This is a genomic window from Arsukibacterium tuosuense (genome assembly GCF_900215315.1).
GTDB classification, from domain to species: domain Bacteria; phylum Pseudomonadota; class Gammaproteobacteria; order Enterobacterales; family Alteromonadaceae; genus Alishewanella; species Alishewanella tuosuense.
In genome coordinates this window covers 472,071-486,952 of sequence record NZ_OBEB01000002.1, presented here as the reverse complement: position 1 = coordinate 486,952, position 14,882 = coordinate 472,071, and the positions used below count along the sequence as shown (strand labels likewise).

12 protein-coding genes are annotated in these 14,882 nt (G+C 51.1%); 7 read left to right on the top strand and 5 right to left on the bottom strand.

Annotation, left to right across the window (positions count from 1 at the left end):
- Positions 1-78: 78 nt before the first annotated feature.
- The 4 genes from CRO03_RS06695 to bfr (CRO03_RS06680) form a co-directional block, all read right to left on the bottom strand.
- Positions 79-969, bottom strand: a complete 891-nt coding sequence (locus tag CRO03_RS06695; protein ID WP_097110834.1) for a ZIP family metal transporter — start codon at positions 967-969, stop codon at positions 79-81.
- Between the two features lie 241 nt (positions 970-1,210).
- Complete coding sequence (locus tag CRO03_RS06690) at positions 1,211-3,343, bottom strand: S9 family peptidase (RefSeq protein ID WP_097110833.1); 2,133 nt, start codon at positions 3,341-3,343, stop codon at positions 1,211-1,213.
- Positions 3,344-3,495: 152 nt separating this feature from the next.
- Positions 3,496-3,963, bottom strand: a complete 468-nt coding sequence (gene bfr, locus CRO03_RS06685; protein ID WP_097110832.1) for a bacterioferritin — start codon at positions 3,961-3,963, stop codon at positions 3,496-3,498.
- A 2-nt stretch (positions 3,964-3,965) separates the two neighbouring features.
- Positions 3,966-4,439, bottom strand: coding sequence for a bacterioferritin (gene bfr / locus CRO03_RS06680; RefSeq protein WP_097110909.1), 474 nt, complete (start codon positions 4,437-4,439; stop codon positions 3,966-3,968).
- Between the two features lie 224 nt (positions 4,440-4,663).
- Here bfr (CRO03_RS06680) and CRO03_RS06675 point away from each other — a divergent pair, with 224 nt between their 5' ends.
- The 3 genes from CRO03_RS06675 (at position 4,664) to CRO03_RS06665 (ending at position 9,437) form a co-directional block, all read left to right on the top strand.
- Positions 4,664-6,178, top strand: coding sequence for a S10 family peptidase (locus tag CRO03_RS06675; protein ID WP_097110831.1), 1,515 nt, complete (start codon positions 4,664-4,666; stop codon positions 6,176-6,178).
- An 86-nt stretch (positions 6,179-6,264) separates the two neighbouring features.
- Entirely contained in the window at positions 6,265-7,635 is a 1,371-nt protein-coding gene (locus CRO03_RS06670) for a class II fumarate hydratase (protein ID WP_097110830.1), read from the top strand.
- A gap of 122 nt (positions 7,636-7,757) precedes the next feature.
- Positions 7,758-9,437: an amidohydrolase gene (locus CRO03_RS06665; protein WP_097110829.1), complete on the top strand. Its 1,680-nt coding sequence runs from the start codon at positions 7,758-7,760 to the stop codon at positions 9,435-9,437.
- Positions 9,438-9,490: 53 nt separating this feature from the next.
- Here CRO03_RS06665 and CRO03_RS06660 read toward each other — a convergent pair whose 3' ends face one another.
- On the bottom strand, positions 9,491-9,874 hold the full coding sequence (locus CRO03_RS06660) for an HPF/RaiA family ribosome-associated protein (protein ID WP_097110828.1): 384 nt from the start codon (positions 9,872-9,874) through the stop codon (positions 9,491-9,493).
- A gap of 205 nt (positions 9,875-10,079) precedes the next feature.
- On the opposite strand from CRO03_RS06660, the gene CRO03_RS06655 reads away from it, so the two are divergent.
- The 4 genes from CRO03_RS06655 to CRO03_RS06640 all read left to right on the top strand — a co-directional run bounded on the left by CRO03_RS06655 (position 10,080) and on the right by CRO03_RS06640 (position 14,878).
- Complete coding sequence (locus CRO03_RS06655) at positions 10,080-10,826, top strand: RNA methyltransferase (protein WP_097110827.1); 747 nt, start codon at positions 10,080-10,082, stop codon at positions 10,824-10,826.
- A gap of 63 nt (positions 10,827-10,889) precedes the next feature.
- Positions 10,890-11,774 (top strand): cysteine synthase CysM, encoded by an 885-nt coding sequence (cysM, locus tag CRO03_RS06650; protein ID WP_097110826.1) that lies wholly within the window; start codon positions 10,890-10,892, stop codon positions 11,772-11,774.
- A gap of 146 nt (positions 11,775-11,920) precedes the next feature.
- Complete coding sequence (locus tag CRO03_RS06645; RefSeq protein ID WP_097110825.1) at positions 11,921-13,225, top strand: porin; 1,305 nt, start codon at positions 11,921-11,923, stop codon at positions 13,223-13,225.
- A gap of 21 nt (positions 13,226-13,246) precedes the next feature.
- Entirely contained in the window at positions 13,247-14,878 is a 1,632-nt protein-coding gene (locus tag CRO03_RS06640) for a BCCT family transporter (protein ID WP_097110824.1), read from the top strand.
- Positions 14,879-14,882: the final 4 nt, after the last annotated feature.

Here is a 14,882-nt window from a genome sequence, read left to right as displayed (position 1 = left end):
GGCAAGCAAGCTACCGGAAAAGCCGGCCAGCAGATTGTAATAAAATGTGTCGAAAGGGGTGGTTAGCTGCTGCCGCGCTCATCCCAGCGCGGTATCCAGCAACATCATCAGCACAAAGCCCAGCATCAGGCCGGTGGTCGCGGGTAGCTCATGGCCCTGACGGTGTGACTCCGGGATCATTTCATGACTGATCACGAATAACATGGCGCCGGCGGCCAGTGCCAGCCCCCAGGGCAACAGCAAGCTGGAATCGCCCAGCACGGCGGCACCAATCACCGCCATAACAGGTTCTGTCAGGCCCGACAGCACGGCCATGCCGACCGCCAGAGTGCGGCTGTAACCTGCGGCTAACAGCGCCATAGCCACTACCAGCCCTTCCGGGATATCCTGAATTGAAATGCCTGTGGCCAGCGCAGTTGCAGCAGCCGTATCGCCACTGGCATAGGATGCACCTATTGCCAGCCCTTCCGGAATATTATGCAAAATAATAGCGAACACAAATAACCAGCTGCGGCGCAATTTTAAGCTCAGTAAACGATCTTCTTCTTTAATAAAATGCTGATGCGGCACCAGCCGCTCAACCAATAACATTAACGCTGCCCCCAGCAAAATAGCCAGTGCCACACTGCCCGAACTACGCCATGGCGAGGCCCCACTGTTGTCCAGAATGGCTAACGCCGGCACAATTAATGAAAACATACAGGCGGCGAGCATTACGCCGGCGCCAAAGCCCAGCATTACATCATGCAATTTTTGTGATAAGCGGCGTAAAAACAGTGCCGGTATTGCACCGGCAGCTGTTGCGCCAGCTGCAACCATGCCGGCATAGAAGGCGTAACGAACATTTTGTTGTTGCTGCATCAACAACACCAGCTGCTGGATTGCGTAACTGGCTCCCAGTAATATAATCAGTGCACCAAACACTTTGCGGCCACTCAGCCAGGGTTGCTGCATCAACGATTGTTTCATGCCTGCTCCTGCCAACGCTAATTAAGCGGTGGCCTGTAAATTCAAATAATTATTTGTAGTATATAGCCTTGAGTATAGGCCCTAAGTCTGACCACAACGTTATTACTTTAATAGCGTATAACTGGACCACTGTTAAAACACTGAATGATAATAATTATCATTCAGTGTTTTGTAAAGGATATGCCATAAACATCAATAAAAAAACCGGGCAGTGCCCGGCTTTCTTTCATAAGGTAAATACCTATTCATCAATTCCAAGCAGGTTCAGGATAAACGCATATTCCTGCGCATACTCCGCCAGGCGCGAGAACCGGCCTGACTTACCGCCGTGACCGGCCTCCATATTGGTTTTGAACAGCAGCGGGTTCTGGTCGGTTTTATGAGTCCGTAATTTGGCCACCCATTTAGCCGGTTCAAAATACTGCACCTGCGAGTCATATAAACCTGTTGTCACATACAGGGCCGGATAAGCCTGCTTGCTTAGCTGGTCATAAGGCGAATAGGCCAGCATATAATCGTAATACGCTTTTTCCTTTGGATTACCCCATTCGTCAAACTCGTTGGTGGTAAGCGGAATGGATTCGTCCAACATGGTGGTGACCACATCGACGAAGGGCACGTGAGCTATCAGCGCCCGGTATTTCTGCGGTGCCATATTGGCAACGGCCCCCATCAACAGGCCACCGGCACTGCCGCCCATACCAAATACTTTATCTTTCGCCACATAGTTATTAGCAACCAGGTGATCGGTTACCGCAATGTAGTCGGTGAAGGTATTGACTTTGTTAAGTAGTTTGCCGTCTTCATACCAGTGCCGGCCCATTTCCTGACCACCACGAATGTGAGCAATGGCATAGACAAAGCCCCGGTCTACCAGCGAAAATACCGTCGAGCGAAATGATGGATCGGACGAGCTGCCATAAGAGCCATAAGCATACTGATACAGTGGCGCGGTGCCATCACGTTGCAGCCCTTTGCGATACAGCAATGACACCGGTATTTTGGCGCCATCTGCCGCCGTGGCCCAGACCCGCTCAGTAACATAGTTGCTTTGCGCAAAATCACCCAGCACTTCAGTTTGCTTCAATAGCTGCTTCTCGCCGGTTTGCATATTCAGTTTATACACCGAGTTCGGTGTGGTCAGCGAGGTATAGCTGTAGCGCAGCCAGTCGGTGTTTTGCTCCGGATTTTTCTCAAAACGGGTGACATAAGCGGCTTCATCGGAGGCAATATAAAAAGCTTTGTCCGGCGCTTGCCACGGCATAATTTTAATGCGGCGCAGACCGTTGCTACGCTCACTGATTGCCAGGTAGTTAGCAAAGGCAGTAAAGTCCTCAATAAATACCTGTTCATCATGCGCCAACAGGGGCTGCCAATGCTGACGGTCACCAATTTTATCAGCGGCGACAGTCATTAAGCGGAAGTTTGCTGCCTGCCAGTCCGTTTTTATAACCCAGCGGCCCTGATGATGCTCAGCACTGTACTGAAAGTCGCGCTGACGCGGTGCCAGTACTTTAAATTCTGTTTGTGGCTGATTGCTAGGTTGCACCCGGATTTCTGTCGACACCGTGCTTTCAGAGGTGATCATCACATAGCTATCATCCTGGCTGTTACCAAGGCTTAAATAAAAGCTGTTATCAGGCTCCTGATAAACCGCTTTCGCCTGCGCTGGTGAATTACCGAGTTTATGTTGCAATACCGTGGTGCTTAACAGTGTCACCGGGTCGTTCTGAATCACATACAGGGTTTGGTTATCTGCCGCCCACGCCAGGCTGCCGGATAAGCCGGTTAACTGATCTGCTAAATCCTGACCGGTGCGTAAATCACGAACTTTCAACGTGTATTGGCGCCGGCCGCTGCTATCTTCCAGATAGGCCAGCAGGTTCTGATCCGGGCTGACCTGCCAGTTTGCTACCCGGTAATAATCTTTATCTGCAGCCAGCTGATTTACGTCCAGCATCACCTGCTCGGTGCCATCCTCTAACGATTTACGGGCATAAATAGGGTATTCCTTACCGGTTTCATAACGGCTGTAATAGCTGTAGTCACCTTTGGTATACGGAACCGAGCTATCGTCCTGTTTAATCCGGCCAATAATCTCGTCGGTCAGTTTGTCTGTTAATGGCTGATAGGCTTTGGCATAGGCCGCAAAATAATCGTTTTCGCGGTGCAGATAATCCAGCACAGTCGGTGAGGTACGGCTGTCATCACGCAGCCAGTAGTAAGGGTCTTGCCGGTCACCATGTGGTGAACTTACCGTATAAGGTTGCTGCACCGCGACCGGCGGCACGTTAAGGTCAAGATCGTTGGCGTTAAGCCAGAAACTACTGACACAACTGGCGGCCAGTAGCATAGTGACTACATTTCTATACATAGATTGATGCTCAGTAAAAAATCATGTCTGGAAATTAACATAAAGCCACGGGACAGGCCAAAATATGCAGCTTAATAAAGTGTAAGCGAGTGTAATAAAAAAGCCGGCAATAATAGCTGCCGGCTTTCTGGATATTCGTTGTTAAAACGCGACTACATTTGCGACTGCAGGTAGTTTTCCAGACCGAGCATCTTAATCAGCCGCAGCTGCTGTTCCAGCCAGTGCGCGTGGTCGTTTTCTGTATCATCCAGTAACTGCTGTAACATATCGCGACTGACGTAGTCCTGCTCTTTCTCGCATAATGCCATGGTTTTTTTCAGCAGTTTTGCCACGGTATATTCTACGTTTAAATCATTCTGCAACATCGCCGGTACGTCTTTACCAACATGAATGGCGTCGCGGTTCTTTAAATCAGGCGTACCTTCCAAAAACAGAATTCGTTCAATCAGCTTAGAAGCATGGCCCTTTTCGTCATCGAATTCATGATCAATCCGCTGAAATAACTTGTGCAGGCCCCAGTCGTGATACATCCGCGAATGAATAAAGTACTGGTCCATTGCCGCCAGTTCGTTGGCTAATAATTCGTTTAGTGCTGATATTACCTGTTGATTACCTTTCATAATTACTGGCCTCCAACCTGAGCTTGCAGGTAATTCGCCAGCCCCATTACGCTAATTTGATGTTGCTGGGTTTCCAGCCAGTCGATGTGCTCTTCTTCGTATTCCAGTATGTCAGTCAATATATCGCGGCTGACATAATCTTGTTCGGTTTCGCACAAGGCAATGGCTTCGCGCAATAAGGGTAGCTGTTCGTACTGAAAATCCATATCGCACTGCAGCATTTCTTCGGTATCTTCGCCAATCCGCAATTTACCCAGAGCCTGTAAATTCGGTAAGCCTTCCAGCATTAAAATCCGCTCAATCAGCTCGTCGGCCTGCTTCATATCTTTAATCGACTTTTTATAGCACACGTCATTCAGCGCTTGCAGGCCCCAGTTTTTATAGATACGGGCATGCAGAAAATACTGATTTATTGAGGTTAGCTCAAAGGTAAGTACTTCATTTAATTTACTAAGTACTTTGGGGTTGCCTTGCATAATGCGGCTCCGGTAAACAGAATCAATGCTCATAGCATAGGCCATCAGGTTAATTTAAGCAAAAATACTTGTAAAATCATAGCTATACAATTAATAAGTATTCGTATTTTCATCAAGCTTGCTGCCGGATTATCCTGTAAAACTGCAGTCAGTCGCATCGCGACTTCGCAACAGGTGATTTTGGCGTTACAGTAACCCTGTAATTCCAAACAAGAGAGCTGTTTATGCTGCGTTTTATCAAAATCAGCGGCCTTTTTGCCGCCCTGTTAATGGCTAGCTGGCACCTGCATGCTGCTGAGCAAATTCAAATTGAAGCTGACTCGGTGGTCACCACCGAACACCGCACCGAAATCAATGGCAAAAGAGTTAACTACAAAGCACATACCGGCACCCAGCCTGTGTGGGACAGCGAGGGTAACCCTACTGCCACCCTGTTTTATACCTATTATCAGCGCACTGATATTAAAGACACGGCAAAACGGCCGCTGTTGATTTCGTTTAACGGTGGTCCGGGTTCTGCGTCGGTCTGGATGCATGTTGCCTATACCGGCCCTAAAACCCTCAATGTTGATGACGAAGGTTATCCGGTGCAGCCATATGGCGTTAAAACCAACCCGCATTCAGTTTTGGACGTAGCCGATATTGTGTTTGTTAACCCGGTCAATACCGGCTATTCACGGGTGCTGCCAGATAAAGAGGGCAAAATGCCCGGCAAAGATCAGCAACAAAAAATGTTTTTTGGCACCAACGCTGATGTTACCTACCTGGCAGAGTGGATTAACAGCTTTGTCAGCCGCTATGAACGCTGGAGTTCTCCGAAGTTTTTAATTGGTGAGAGCTATGGCACTACCCGGGTCTCCGGCCTGGCGCTGGCGCTGCAAAACCAGCAGTGGATGTACTTAAATGGTGTGGTGCTGGTATCACCTACTGATATTGGTATCAGTCGTGATGGTCCGGTAAAAGCGGCCAACCGCCTGCCTTATTTTGCCGCCACCGCCTGGTATCATCAGAAACTGGCCGCCGATTTACAACAAAAAGATCTTTACGACATTCTGCCAGAAGTAGAAGAATTTACCATTAATCAGTACCTGCCAGCGCTGGCCAAAGGCAATATGATTAGCAGTGAGGAAAAACAGCGGATTGCCGAGCAGGTTAGCCGTTACTCGGGGATCAGCGTGCAAAATGTGCTGCGCAGCAATCTGGATATCAGCACCAGTTATTACTGGAAAGAGCTGCTACGCGATCGTGGCCAGACAGTGGGCCGGCTCGATTCCCGCTATCTGGGGCTGGATAAAAACGATGTGGGCGAACGCCCCGATTACTGGGCTGAGCTGACCTCCTGGCTGCACTCGTTTACGCCGGCAATTAACCATTACCTGCGTAACGAGCTGAACTACAAAACCGATGTAAAATACAATATGTTCGGGCCAGTGCACCCGTGGGATAGAAGTAACGATAACACCGGTGAAAACCTGCGCCAGGCCATGGCCCAGAACCCGTACCTGCAGGTACTGACCCAGTCAGGCTACTATGACGGTGCCACCAATTATTTCGATGCCAAATACAATATGTGGCAGCTGGATCCAAGCGGCAAAATGAAAGACCGGATGAGCTTCAAAGGCTATCGCAGCGGCCATATGATGTACTTACGCGCCGAAGACTTAAAGAAATCAAATGACGATTTGCGCGAGTTTATTTTAAATGCGCTACCTGCAGAGGGCCAGGCGGCAAAGTACTAACTTTGAGCTCGCTGCCTTGAGAAGCAGCGAAAAGGATCCCATGCTATAGGTTCAGCCTTAATATTAATAAGGAAAAGGAGCCTGCAATGGCAACCCGGATTGAACATGACAGCATGGGCGAATTGCAAGTGCCCGCAAACGCGCTGTATCAGGCCCAGACGCAGCGCGCCGTTGACAACTTCAAGTTAAGCCCGCTTACCCTGCCGCGGGCTTTTATTCAGGCTATTCTGCGCATCAAAAAAGCCGCTGCAACCGCTAACAGTGAGCTGGGCGAGTTAGACCCGGCAATAGCCGGTGCCATTATTTATGCTACGGAGCAACAGCTTGCTAACACAGAGCTGGAACATTATCCGGTTGATGTGTTTCAGACCGGCTCCGGCACCAGCAGCAATATGAATGTTAATGAAGTGCTTGCCACCCTGGCCAGCAAGCAGCTGGGTCAGCAGGTGCACCCTAATGACCATGTCAACGCCGGCCAGAGCAGCAATGATGTTATCCCGACCGCTATCCAGTTGAGCAGTGCCCTGGCAATCAATAATCAGCTCATTCCGGCCTTGCGCCATATTCAGGCTGTGTTAGTGGTAAAAAGCCAGCAAATTGGCAACATTGTAAAAACCGGCCGTACCCATTTAATGGATGCCATGCCAGTCAGGTTTGAACAGGTGCTGGGGGGCTGGCAAAGTCAGCTGGCTCACGCAGAGCAGCTGTTGCAACAGCAACTACCGCGTTTACAGCAGCTGGCTCAGGGTGGCACGGCTGTAGGTAGCGGCGTTAATACTCACCCGGAATTTGCCAGCTGCTTTGCCCGTCACCTGAGCACGGATACCGGCCTGCAGCTAAGTTCCAGCAACGATTTCTTTTTTAATATCGGCTCGCAGGATGTGTCAGTAGCTTGCTCTGGCGCATTAAAAACCCTGGCCGTGGCCCTGCTGAAAATAAGTAATGACCTACGCTGGATGAACTCAGGCCCGCTGGCCGGTTTGGCCGAAATTGAACTGCCGGCGCTGCAGCCTGGCTCGTCAATTATGCCCGGCAAAGTAAACCCGGTTATTCCGGAAGCCGTTGCCATGCTAAGCGCCCAGGTAATAGGTAACGACACCACTATTACCGTTGCCGGCCAGTCAGGTAATTTTGAACTGAATGTGATGCTGCCTGTGATTGGTTATAACCTGCTGCAAAGTATCGAGCTACTGAGTAATGGCTGTATTGCCCTGGCTGATAAAGCGATCAGCGGCTTTACAGTGAACCAGCCGAATATTGACCGCTCTCTGGATAAAAACCCAATTCTGGTAACAGCGTTAAACCCGGTAATAGGCTATGAAAAAGCGGCAGCTATTGCCAAGCAGGCCTATCAGCAACAACGACCCGTGCTGGATGTAGCGCTGGAACATACCGATTTAACTAAAGAACAGCTGCAAGAGTTACTCGATCCGGTACGACTTACCAGTAATCAGTAAGCGGATGTTTCAGCCAACCGGCTTTTGTCGCAACTAATCGCCTGCCAGCCGCGGTGCATGTCCCGCCAGGCTTATTGCTGCTATAGTTATCGCCAGCTTATTGACAACATTAAAGGTTTTCGATGAAACAACGTACTTCTCTGCTGCTTGCCAGCCTGTTCTCCAGCTTACTGGTCAGTGGTGCTGTTACTGCTGATCCGGTGCTAATCCATAACATTAACGGTTATGGTTTTAACGCTGAACGGCAGCTGGTGCCCTTTACCGTAATGGCGTTTGATGATGCCAGCGGCAAAGTGCTGGCCCGCGGTAATGAGGCCCTGCTGCAACAATATGCCAGTGCCCGTAAGGTGGATGGTGCCGGTAAAACAATGCTACCCGGTTTAATTGACGGGCATGGCCATATGCTGGGGCTGGGTGAGTACTTAAACCAGGCCGATTTACGCGGCATAGCCAGTGAGCAGGCTACCGTAGCAGAGGTCTCCCGCTTTGCTGCCAGTCAGCCACAGGCGCCCTGGGTTATTGGCCGCGGCTGGAACCAGGTGCTGTGGGACAATAAAGCGTTCCCGGATAAAAGTTTACTGGACGAAGCCATTGCTGACCGGCCGGTCTGGCTGGTTAGGATAGATGCCCACGCCGGTTGGGCTAACAGCAAAGCGCTGGCAGCAGCCGGCATCAGCAAGGATACCCTGGACCCGCCTGGCGGCGAAATTATACGTGACGCCGAGGGTAACCCAACCGGCGTGTTAATCGACAATGCGATGCAACTGGTGCAACGACAAATCCCGGCGCCGACCAGTGATGATAAAACCGCTGCGTTGCAGCTGGCATTTGAGCATTTGCTGGCATTGGGTATTACCAGCGTGCACGATGCGGGAGTCGATACCGGGCTGGCTGATATTTATCAGCAACTGGCTGACACCAGTCAGCTACCACTGCGCTTGTATGCCATGTTGTCAGCGAAAGATCCGGAACTGGGCCGCTGGCTGGAGCAGGGCATTGTCGACGATCCACAAGACTGGCTGGATATCCGCTCGGTTAAAATTTATGGCGACGGTGCGCTGGGCAGTCGCGGTGCCGCCCTGCTGGCAGATTACAGCGATCAGCCCGGCCAGACCGGCTTACTGGTCACCCAGCCTGATGCATTAACTCAGATTATGCAGCTGACAATGAACGCGGGGTTTCAGGCTAATGTGCATGCCATTGGTGACCGTGCCAACCGGCTGGCGTTAGATCGGTTTGAACAACTGGCCACCCCTGAACAGCGGCTGGCAGGCCGCCACCGGATAGAACATGCCCAGATAGTGGCGCCGAACGATATACCGCGTTTTAAAACGTTAAATGTACTGCCATCGATGCAGGCGGTGCATGCGACCTCTGATAAAAATATGGCGGGTGACCGGCTGGGTGTTGCTCGCTTACGGGGCGCCTATGCCTGGCGTAGCTTTATCGACCAGGGCAGCATTATTGTCGGTGGCTCTGATTTCCCGGTAGAACTGGCCAATCCGTTTCATGGCTTACACGCCTCAGTTACCCGCCAGGATCAACAAAATCAACCTGAAGGTGGCTGGCTGCCAGAGCAACGTCTGACACTGACAGAAGCATTGCGCTCATTTACCGTCGATGCTGCCTACGGTGCCTTTCAGGAAGACACCCTTGGCACCCTGGCCCCGGGTAGCTGGGCTGACTTTATTCTGGTTGATCAGGATATCTTTAATATTGATCCCAGCCAGTTATGGCAGGTACTGCCTGAGCAAACCTGGGTGCATGGCCAGCAAAAATATAAGCGCAACGGCCAACCATAAAAGCTAATAAAAACGGCGCCCAGGGCGCCGTTTTTATCGGTAATGCAGGCCGGTTAAACCTGTTCAGGCTCGATAATTTCAGGTTCTGGTTCAGAGAAATCCGGGCTACCGGCCCGGGTGTGCTTGTCGCGCAGCTTACCTACAGCCGAACTTAATTTGCGTTGCAGTTTATCCGCGGCACCGGATACGGCCTGGCCCACCGTCGCGGCATGCTCAGTAATCGCTATCGGTTCCATTCCTTCCGGCCGGGCTTCTAATAAGCAGCGCTTATCGTTGCCGGCGTGCTTGGTATTGCCATTCTCATCGCTTAAATGCACTTCAATCCGGGTTACGTGGTCGGCAAACCGGCTTAATTTAGTGTGTAGTGTCTCGCGCACAAATTCTGCCAGCCGCTCGTCGGCCTGAATATTACGGTCACTGTTAATTTGAACTTGCATAGACTACTCCTGTTAAATGACACTGAGTCGGGACTGTCTTTACAGACCCTGCCCGCGTCGAATGGTTGCATGCTTCTGCTACATATCTGGAGACGTTCAGTGTCACACTCAAGGCCAAGCTCAATAATTTATCGCCGATAAAATCAGACAGCACAGCAAAGTCTGGTTAAAATAGCCGTAATATTCACCGACCAAAGCCAACAGCATGATAAGTATCAAATGGGCCAAGCTGATTAAATCGCTGCACCTGAAAAAGTACCGTAAAGCCGAGCAGTTGTTTTTTGTCGAAGGCGAAAAAGCGGTGCTGGAAGTCTTAGCCTCAGGCTGGACAGTGCCGGCATTATTTGCCACCGATGCTTTTATCCAGCAGCACAGCCTGGCGGTGAAAGCTGCTGCAATGCTGCAGCCATGCAGCAGTGACGAACTGGTAAAAAATGGTACTTATAGTAGTAATGATGCCGCACTGGCAGTAGTGGCAATGCCCCAGTGGCCGCTATTTAGCGCAAAAGCGCACAGCTGGACCCTGGTGCTGGATAACATCAATGACCCGGGCAACCTCGGCACTATTATCCGCATCGCCGACTGGTATGGCATCGAGCATATTCTGTGCTCGCCCGATACCGCTGATTGCTACAACCCCAAAGTTATAGCCGCCGCCAAAGGCTCATTCCTGCGGGTGCAATTACATTACCTGCCACTGGCCGACGCCCTGGCCCATGCCAGCCTGCCGGTATACGGCGCTTATCTGGGCGGGGAAAATGTTCATCAGCTTAAGCTAGAGGCCGCCGGTGGTTATATTGTGCTGGGTAATGAAGCCAATGGCATCAGCAACGATATTGGCCAGCTAGTCAGCCGCCAGATTACCATTCCGGCCTTTGGCGGCGCTGAATCGCTGAATGTCGGCATTGCCGCAGCGGTTATCTGCGACAACCTGCTCAGGCTTAGCCATTAACAGCTGGCCAGCTTTGGGTTAAACTTAGTGCCACTGTGATGTAACAAGGCTGGCGGTTTTACCATGACATTTCCCACTATTGAGCATGCTGTTGGCAACACCCGGCTGGTGAAATTGCAGCGGATGGCGGCCCATACTAACAGTACGGTGCTGCTGAAACTTGAAGGCGATAACCCGGCGGGCTCGGTTAAAGACCGGCCGGCGCTGAATATGATTGTCCAGGCCGAGCGGCGCGGGACTATAAAACCCGGTGAGCGGATTATAGAAGCCACCAGTGGCAATACCGGCATCGCCCTGGCGATGGCAGCAGCGATTAAAGGCTACGCCATGACATTGGTCATGCCTGACAATGCCACCGAAGAGCGTAAAAGTTCAATGCGCGCTTATGGCGCTGAGCTGATTTTAGTGACAAAAGAGCAAGGCATGGAAGGCGCCCGTGATTTAGCGCTGCAGATGCAAGCCGATGGTTTGGGCATAGTACTGGATCAGTTTAATAACCCCGACAACCCGGCAGCACATTATGCCAGTACCGGGCCGGAGATCTGGCAGCAAAGCCAGCAGCAGGTGACCCATTTTGTCAGCAGTATGGGTACCACCGGCACCATTATGGGGGTGTCGCGCTACTTAAAGCAGCAAAAACCGGCTATTCAGATTATTGGCCTGCAACCGGCCGAGGGGGCCAGCATTCCGGGCATCCGGCGCTGGCCTGAGGCTTACCTGCCGGGCTTTTTTGATAAAAGCCGGGTGGACAGGATTATCGATATCAGTCAGGACGATGCACTTACTGCAATGCGCCGTCTGGCTAAAGAAGAAGGCATTTTTGCCGGAGTCAGTTCCGGCGGTGCGGTACATGCTGCAGTTGCCCTGGCTGAACAGCATGACAATGCGGTAATAGTGGCGATAATTTGCGACCGCGGTGATCGCTATCTGTCAGCCAATATCTTTTAATTTACGCCTGCTTCTAAGCTAAATCATTGTTATAGAAGCAGTGTCTGCAACCTTTATGTTACCATTGGATTTGGTATAACCGGCTAATTAGACTATTCTTATTCCGACTGCGTTACCTGTTTTTCCGCTAACTATAAGGCCCGCTTATGAAAACCCACTGCAGAATCGCCCTGATCGCTGCCGCTGGATATTTAGTTACGCCAGCATCCTTCGCCGCAACACCTGCCGAAACAGACGAAATTAAACAACAACTCAGCCAGCTGAAAGCGCAGATTGCCGCGCTGGAAGCCCGGTTGGCAGAGCAAGAAGAAACTCAGGCTGAGCTCAGCAACCAGCAGCTTGAGTTGGCGGCAAATGAATCGGCTGAACAGTCTGCACCAGTAAGCGAAGACGGTATTAAACTGGGCGGTGCCATCCGCACCAATTACAGCCATACCTCTTACAGTGATGGCAATAAAGACCGTACTGGCGATTTTGCGTTTGATATTTTCCGGCTTAATTTAAACGGCAGTATCGGTGACGTATTGCTAAACGCTGAAATTCGCTTTTTCGACTATATGACCGCGGTGAAATATGCCTATGTCGGCTATCAGTTTACTGATGACTGGCAGGTGCAGGCCGGCATTACTCAGGTACCTTTTGGCAACTGGCCTTATAACTCCCACAACTGGTTTTTCAGTACTAACTATTATATCGGGCTGGAAGATGATCACGATTTAGGCATCTTATTTAAGCGCCAACTGAGTGATAACTGGCAACTGGATTTAGGTTTCTTTAAAAACGATGAACTCGGCGGGGTAGATGGTTACGTTGGCAGCCGGGCTGACCGCTATTCGTATGATATTGTTGGTGCCCGCCTTCCCGGTGATGGCATTTATGACGACCCGGCCCAACCGTTGGGTGAATACAATACCCTGAGCGGTCGTTTTGGTTACCATGTCAGTCAGGGCGAGTTGAAAACCGAGCTGGGTGTATCGGCGTTAGCGGGCGGGCTGCATAACGGTCAGACCCGCGCCGGTGATTACCATGCCTGGGCAGTGCACAGCAATAGTCACTACCACAACTGGAACCTGCAACTGCAATACACCAAGTATCAGTACGACGTTGACAATGGCGCAGACCGGATGGCCGTTGGTGCCTACGCATTTTATGATTCAATTGCCGCCGAGGCCACCTCAGCTACCGTAAACCTGGCCTACAGTATGCCGGTGGAATGGGGTCCGGTGACCGGCCTGCAGTTTTATAACAACTATGGCCTGGTGTACGACAAGTCTGATGGCAGCCGCGACACCATGATGAACATTACCGGCTTCTCTGTGGCAGCGGGTGGTCTGTTTACCTATTTCGATTTAGTTCATGCTAAAAACCAACCCTTTGTTGGCGGCAGCGCCAGCGGCGACAGCAGTGAAACCGAACGGCGCTTCAATATTAATATTGGCTATTATTTTTAAAATAACAATAAGGACATAATAATGACAACTGAAAAGGATCCGATGATCCCAGATGGCAAAGTTAATCCGATAGATACCGATTATCAGGTTGGCCAGGACAACATAGTCGTAAAAGTGGGCCCCTTTGGCCTGGATATTCATAACCGGGTGTTCTTAATCTCCGGTCTGAGCATTATTGCTTTTGTGCTATTAACCCTAATCTTTCAAAGCCAGGCGGCATTATTGTTTAGCGATATGCGCGGCTGGCTTACCAGCAATCTGGACTGGTTTTTTATCAGTGCCGCCAATATTTTTGTGCTGCTGTGTCTGGGCTTAATTGTCTCTCCACTGGGTAAGGTGCGCCTCGGCGGCACTGAAGCGACCCCGGATTTCAGTTATGTTGGCTGGTTTTCGATGCTGTTTGCCGCCGGTATGGGCATCGGCCTGATGTTTTACGGCGTGTCAGAGCCGTTATCGCATTTTAACAGCGCCTTTGCCGGCACCACCGTGGTGGACGGCGTAAGAACCGACTGGGCGCCGCTGGCTGGTGCCGCTGGCGATGCATTAGCAGCCGAAAGGCTGGGTATGGCAGCGACTATTTACCACTGGGCCCTGCACCCCTGGGCGATTTACGCTATTTTGGCGCTGGGCCTGGCGTTGTTCTCGTTCAATAAAGGCTTGCCGCTGACTATTCGCTCCGTTTTTTATCCACTATTAGGCGAGCGCGTCTGGGGCTGGCCCGGGCACATTATTGATATTCTGGCGGTATTTGCTACGTTGTTTGGCCTTGCCACCTCGCTTGGCCTGGGTGCATCGCAGGCCAGTGCCGGTTTAAACTACCTGTTCAACTGGCCGGAAGGCGTCACGACCCAAATTCTGCTGGTTATCGGCATTACCATGATAGCGCTGCTTTCTGTGCTGGCTGGTCTGGAAGCAGGTGTTAAACGTTTATCAGAAATTAATATGACTCTGGCAGCGTTACTGTTGCTGTTTGTCATTATCGTTGGTCCTACCCTGGCAATTATGACAGGCTTTTTTGCTAACCTGGGTGCCTATTTTCAGCATTTACCGGCGCTGGCCAACCCATTTGGCCGGGAAGATGCTAACTTTTCCCAGGGCTGGACTGCCTTTTACTGGGCCTGGTGGATTAGCTGGTCGCCATTTGTTGGGATGTTTATCGCCCGGGTCTCGCGCGGCCGCACCGTAAGGGAGTTTTTAATCTCGGTTCTGCTGATTCCGTCACTGGCCTGCGTGTTATGGATGACCGTTTTCGGCGGCACTGCCATTAGCCAGGTCGTGCAGGACAGTTATATGGCCGCGGTTGAGGCCGCCCTGCCGCTGCAGTTATTCAGTATGCTGGATGCCCTGCCACTGGCAGGTATTACGTCGTTTATTGCTATTATCCTGGTAGTGGTGTTTTTTGTGACCTCATCAGATTCCGGTTCGTTGGTTATCGATACTATTGCCGCCGGCGGTAAGGTCAATGCACCAACACCACAGCGGGTATTCTGGTGTACCTTTGAGGGCCTGGTTGCGATAGCGCTTATTCTGGGAGGGGGTCTGGTCGCATTACAGGCGATGGCAGTGTCGACCGGTTTTCCCTTTACCATAGTGCTGCTGGCCTCCTGTGTGGCGGTGGTAAAAGGCCTGATGTCTGAACCCCGTGGCAACTAGGTTC

Coding starts and splice junctions, on each gene's coding strand:
- CRO03_RS06645 (WP_097110825.1), top strand. CDS start 11,921: ATGAAAACCCACTGCAGAATCGCCCTGATCGCTGCCGCTGGATATTTA.
- CRO03_RS06695 (WP_097110834.1), bottom strand. CDS start 969: ATGAAACAATCGTTGATGCAGCAACCCTGGCTGAGTGGCCGCAAAGTG.
- CRO03_RS06675 (WP_097110831.1), top strand. CDS start 4,664: ATGCTGCGTTTTATCAAAATCAGCGGCCTTTTTGCCGCCCTGTTAATG.
- cysM (WP_097110826.1), top strand. CDS start 10,890: ATGACATTTCCCACTATTGAGCATGCTGTTGGCAACACCCGGCTGGTG.
- bfr (WP_097110832.1), bottom strand. CDS start 3,963: ATGAAAGGTAATCAACAGGTAATATCAGCACTAAACGAATTATTAGCC.
- CRO03_RS06660 (WP_097110828.1), bottom strand. CDS start 9,874: ATGCAAGTTCAAATTAACAGTGACCGTAATATTCAGGCCGACGAGCGG.
- CRO03_RS06640 (WP_097110824.1), top strand. CDS start 13,247: ATGACAACTGAAAAGGATCCGATGATCCCAGATGGCAAAGTTAATCCG.
- CRO03_RS06655 (WP_097110827.1), top strand. CDS start 10,080: ATGATAAGTATCAAATGGGCCAAGCTGATTAAATCGCTGCACCTGAAA.
- bfr (WP_097110909.1), bottom strand. CDS start 4,439: ATGCAAGGCAACCCCAAAGTACTTAGTAAATTAAATGAAGTACTTACC.
- CRO03_RS06670 (WP_097110830.1), top strand. CDS start 6,265: ATGGCAACCCGGATTGAACATGACAGCATGGGCGAATTGCAAGTGCCC.
- CRO03_RS06690 (WP_097110833.1), bottom strand. CDS start 3,343: ATGTATAGAAATGTAGTCACTATGCTACTGGCCGCCAGTTGTGTCAGT.
- CRO03_RS06665 (WP_097110829.1), top strand. CDS start 7,758: ATGAAACAACGTACTTCTCTGCTGCTTGCCAGCCTGTTCTCCAGCTTA.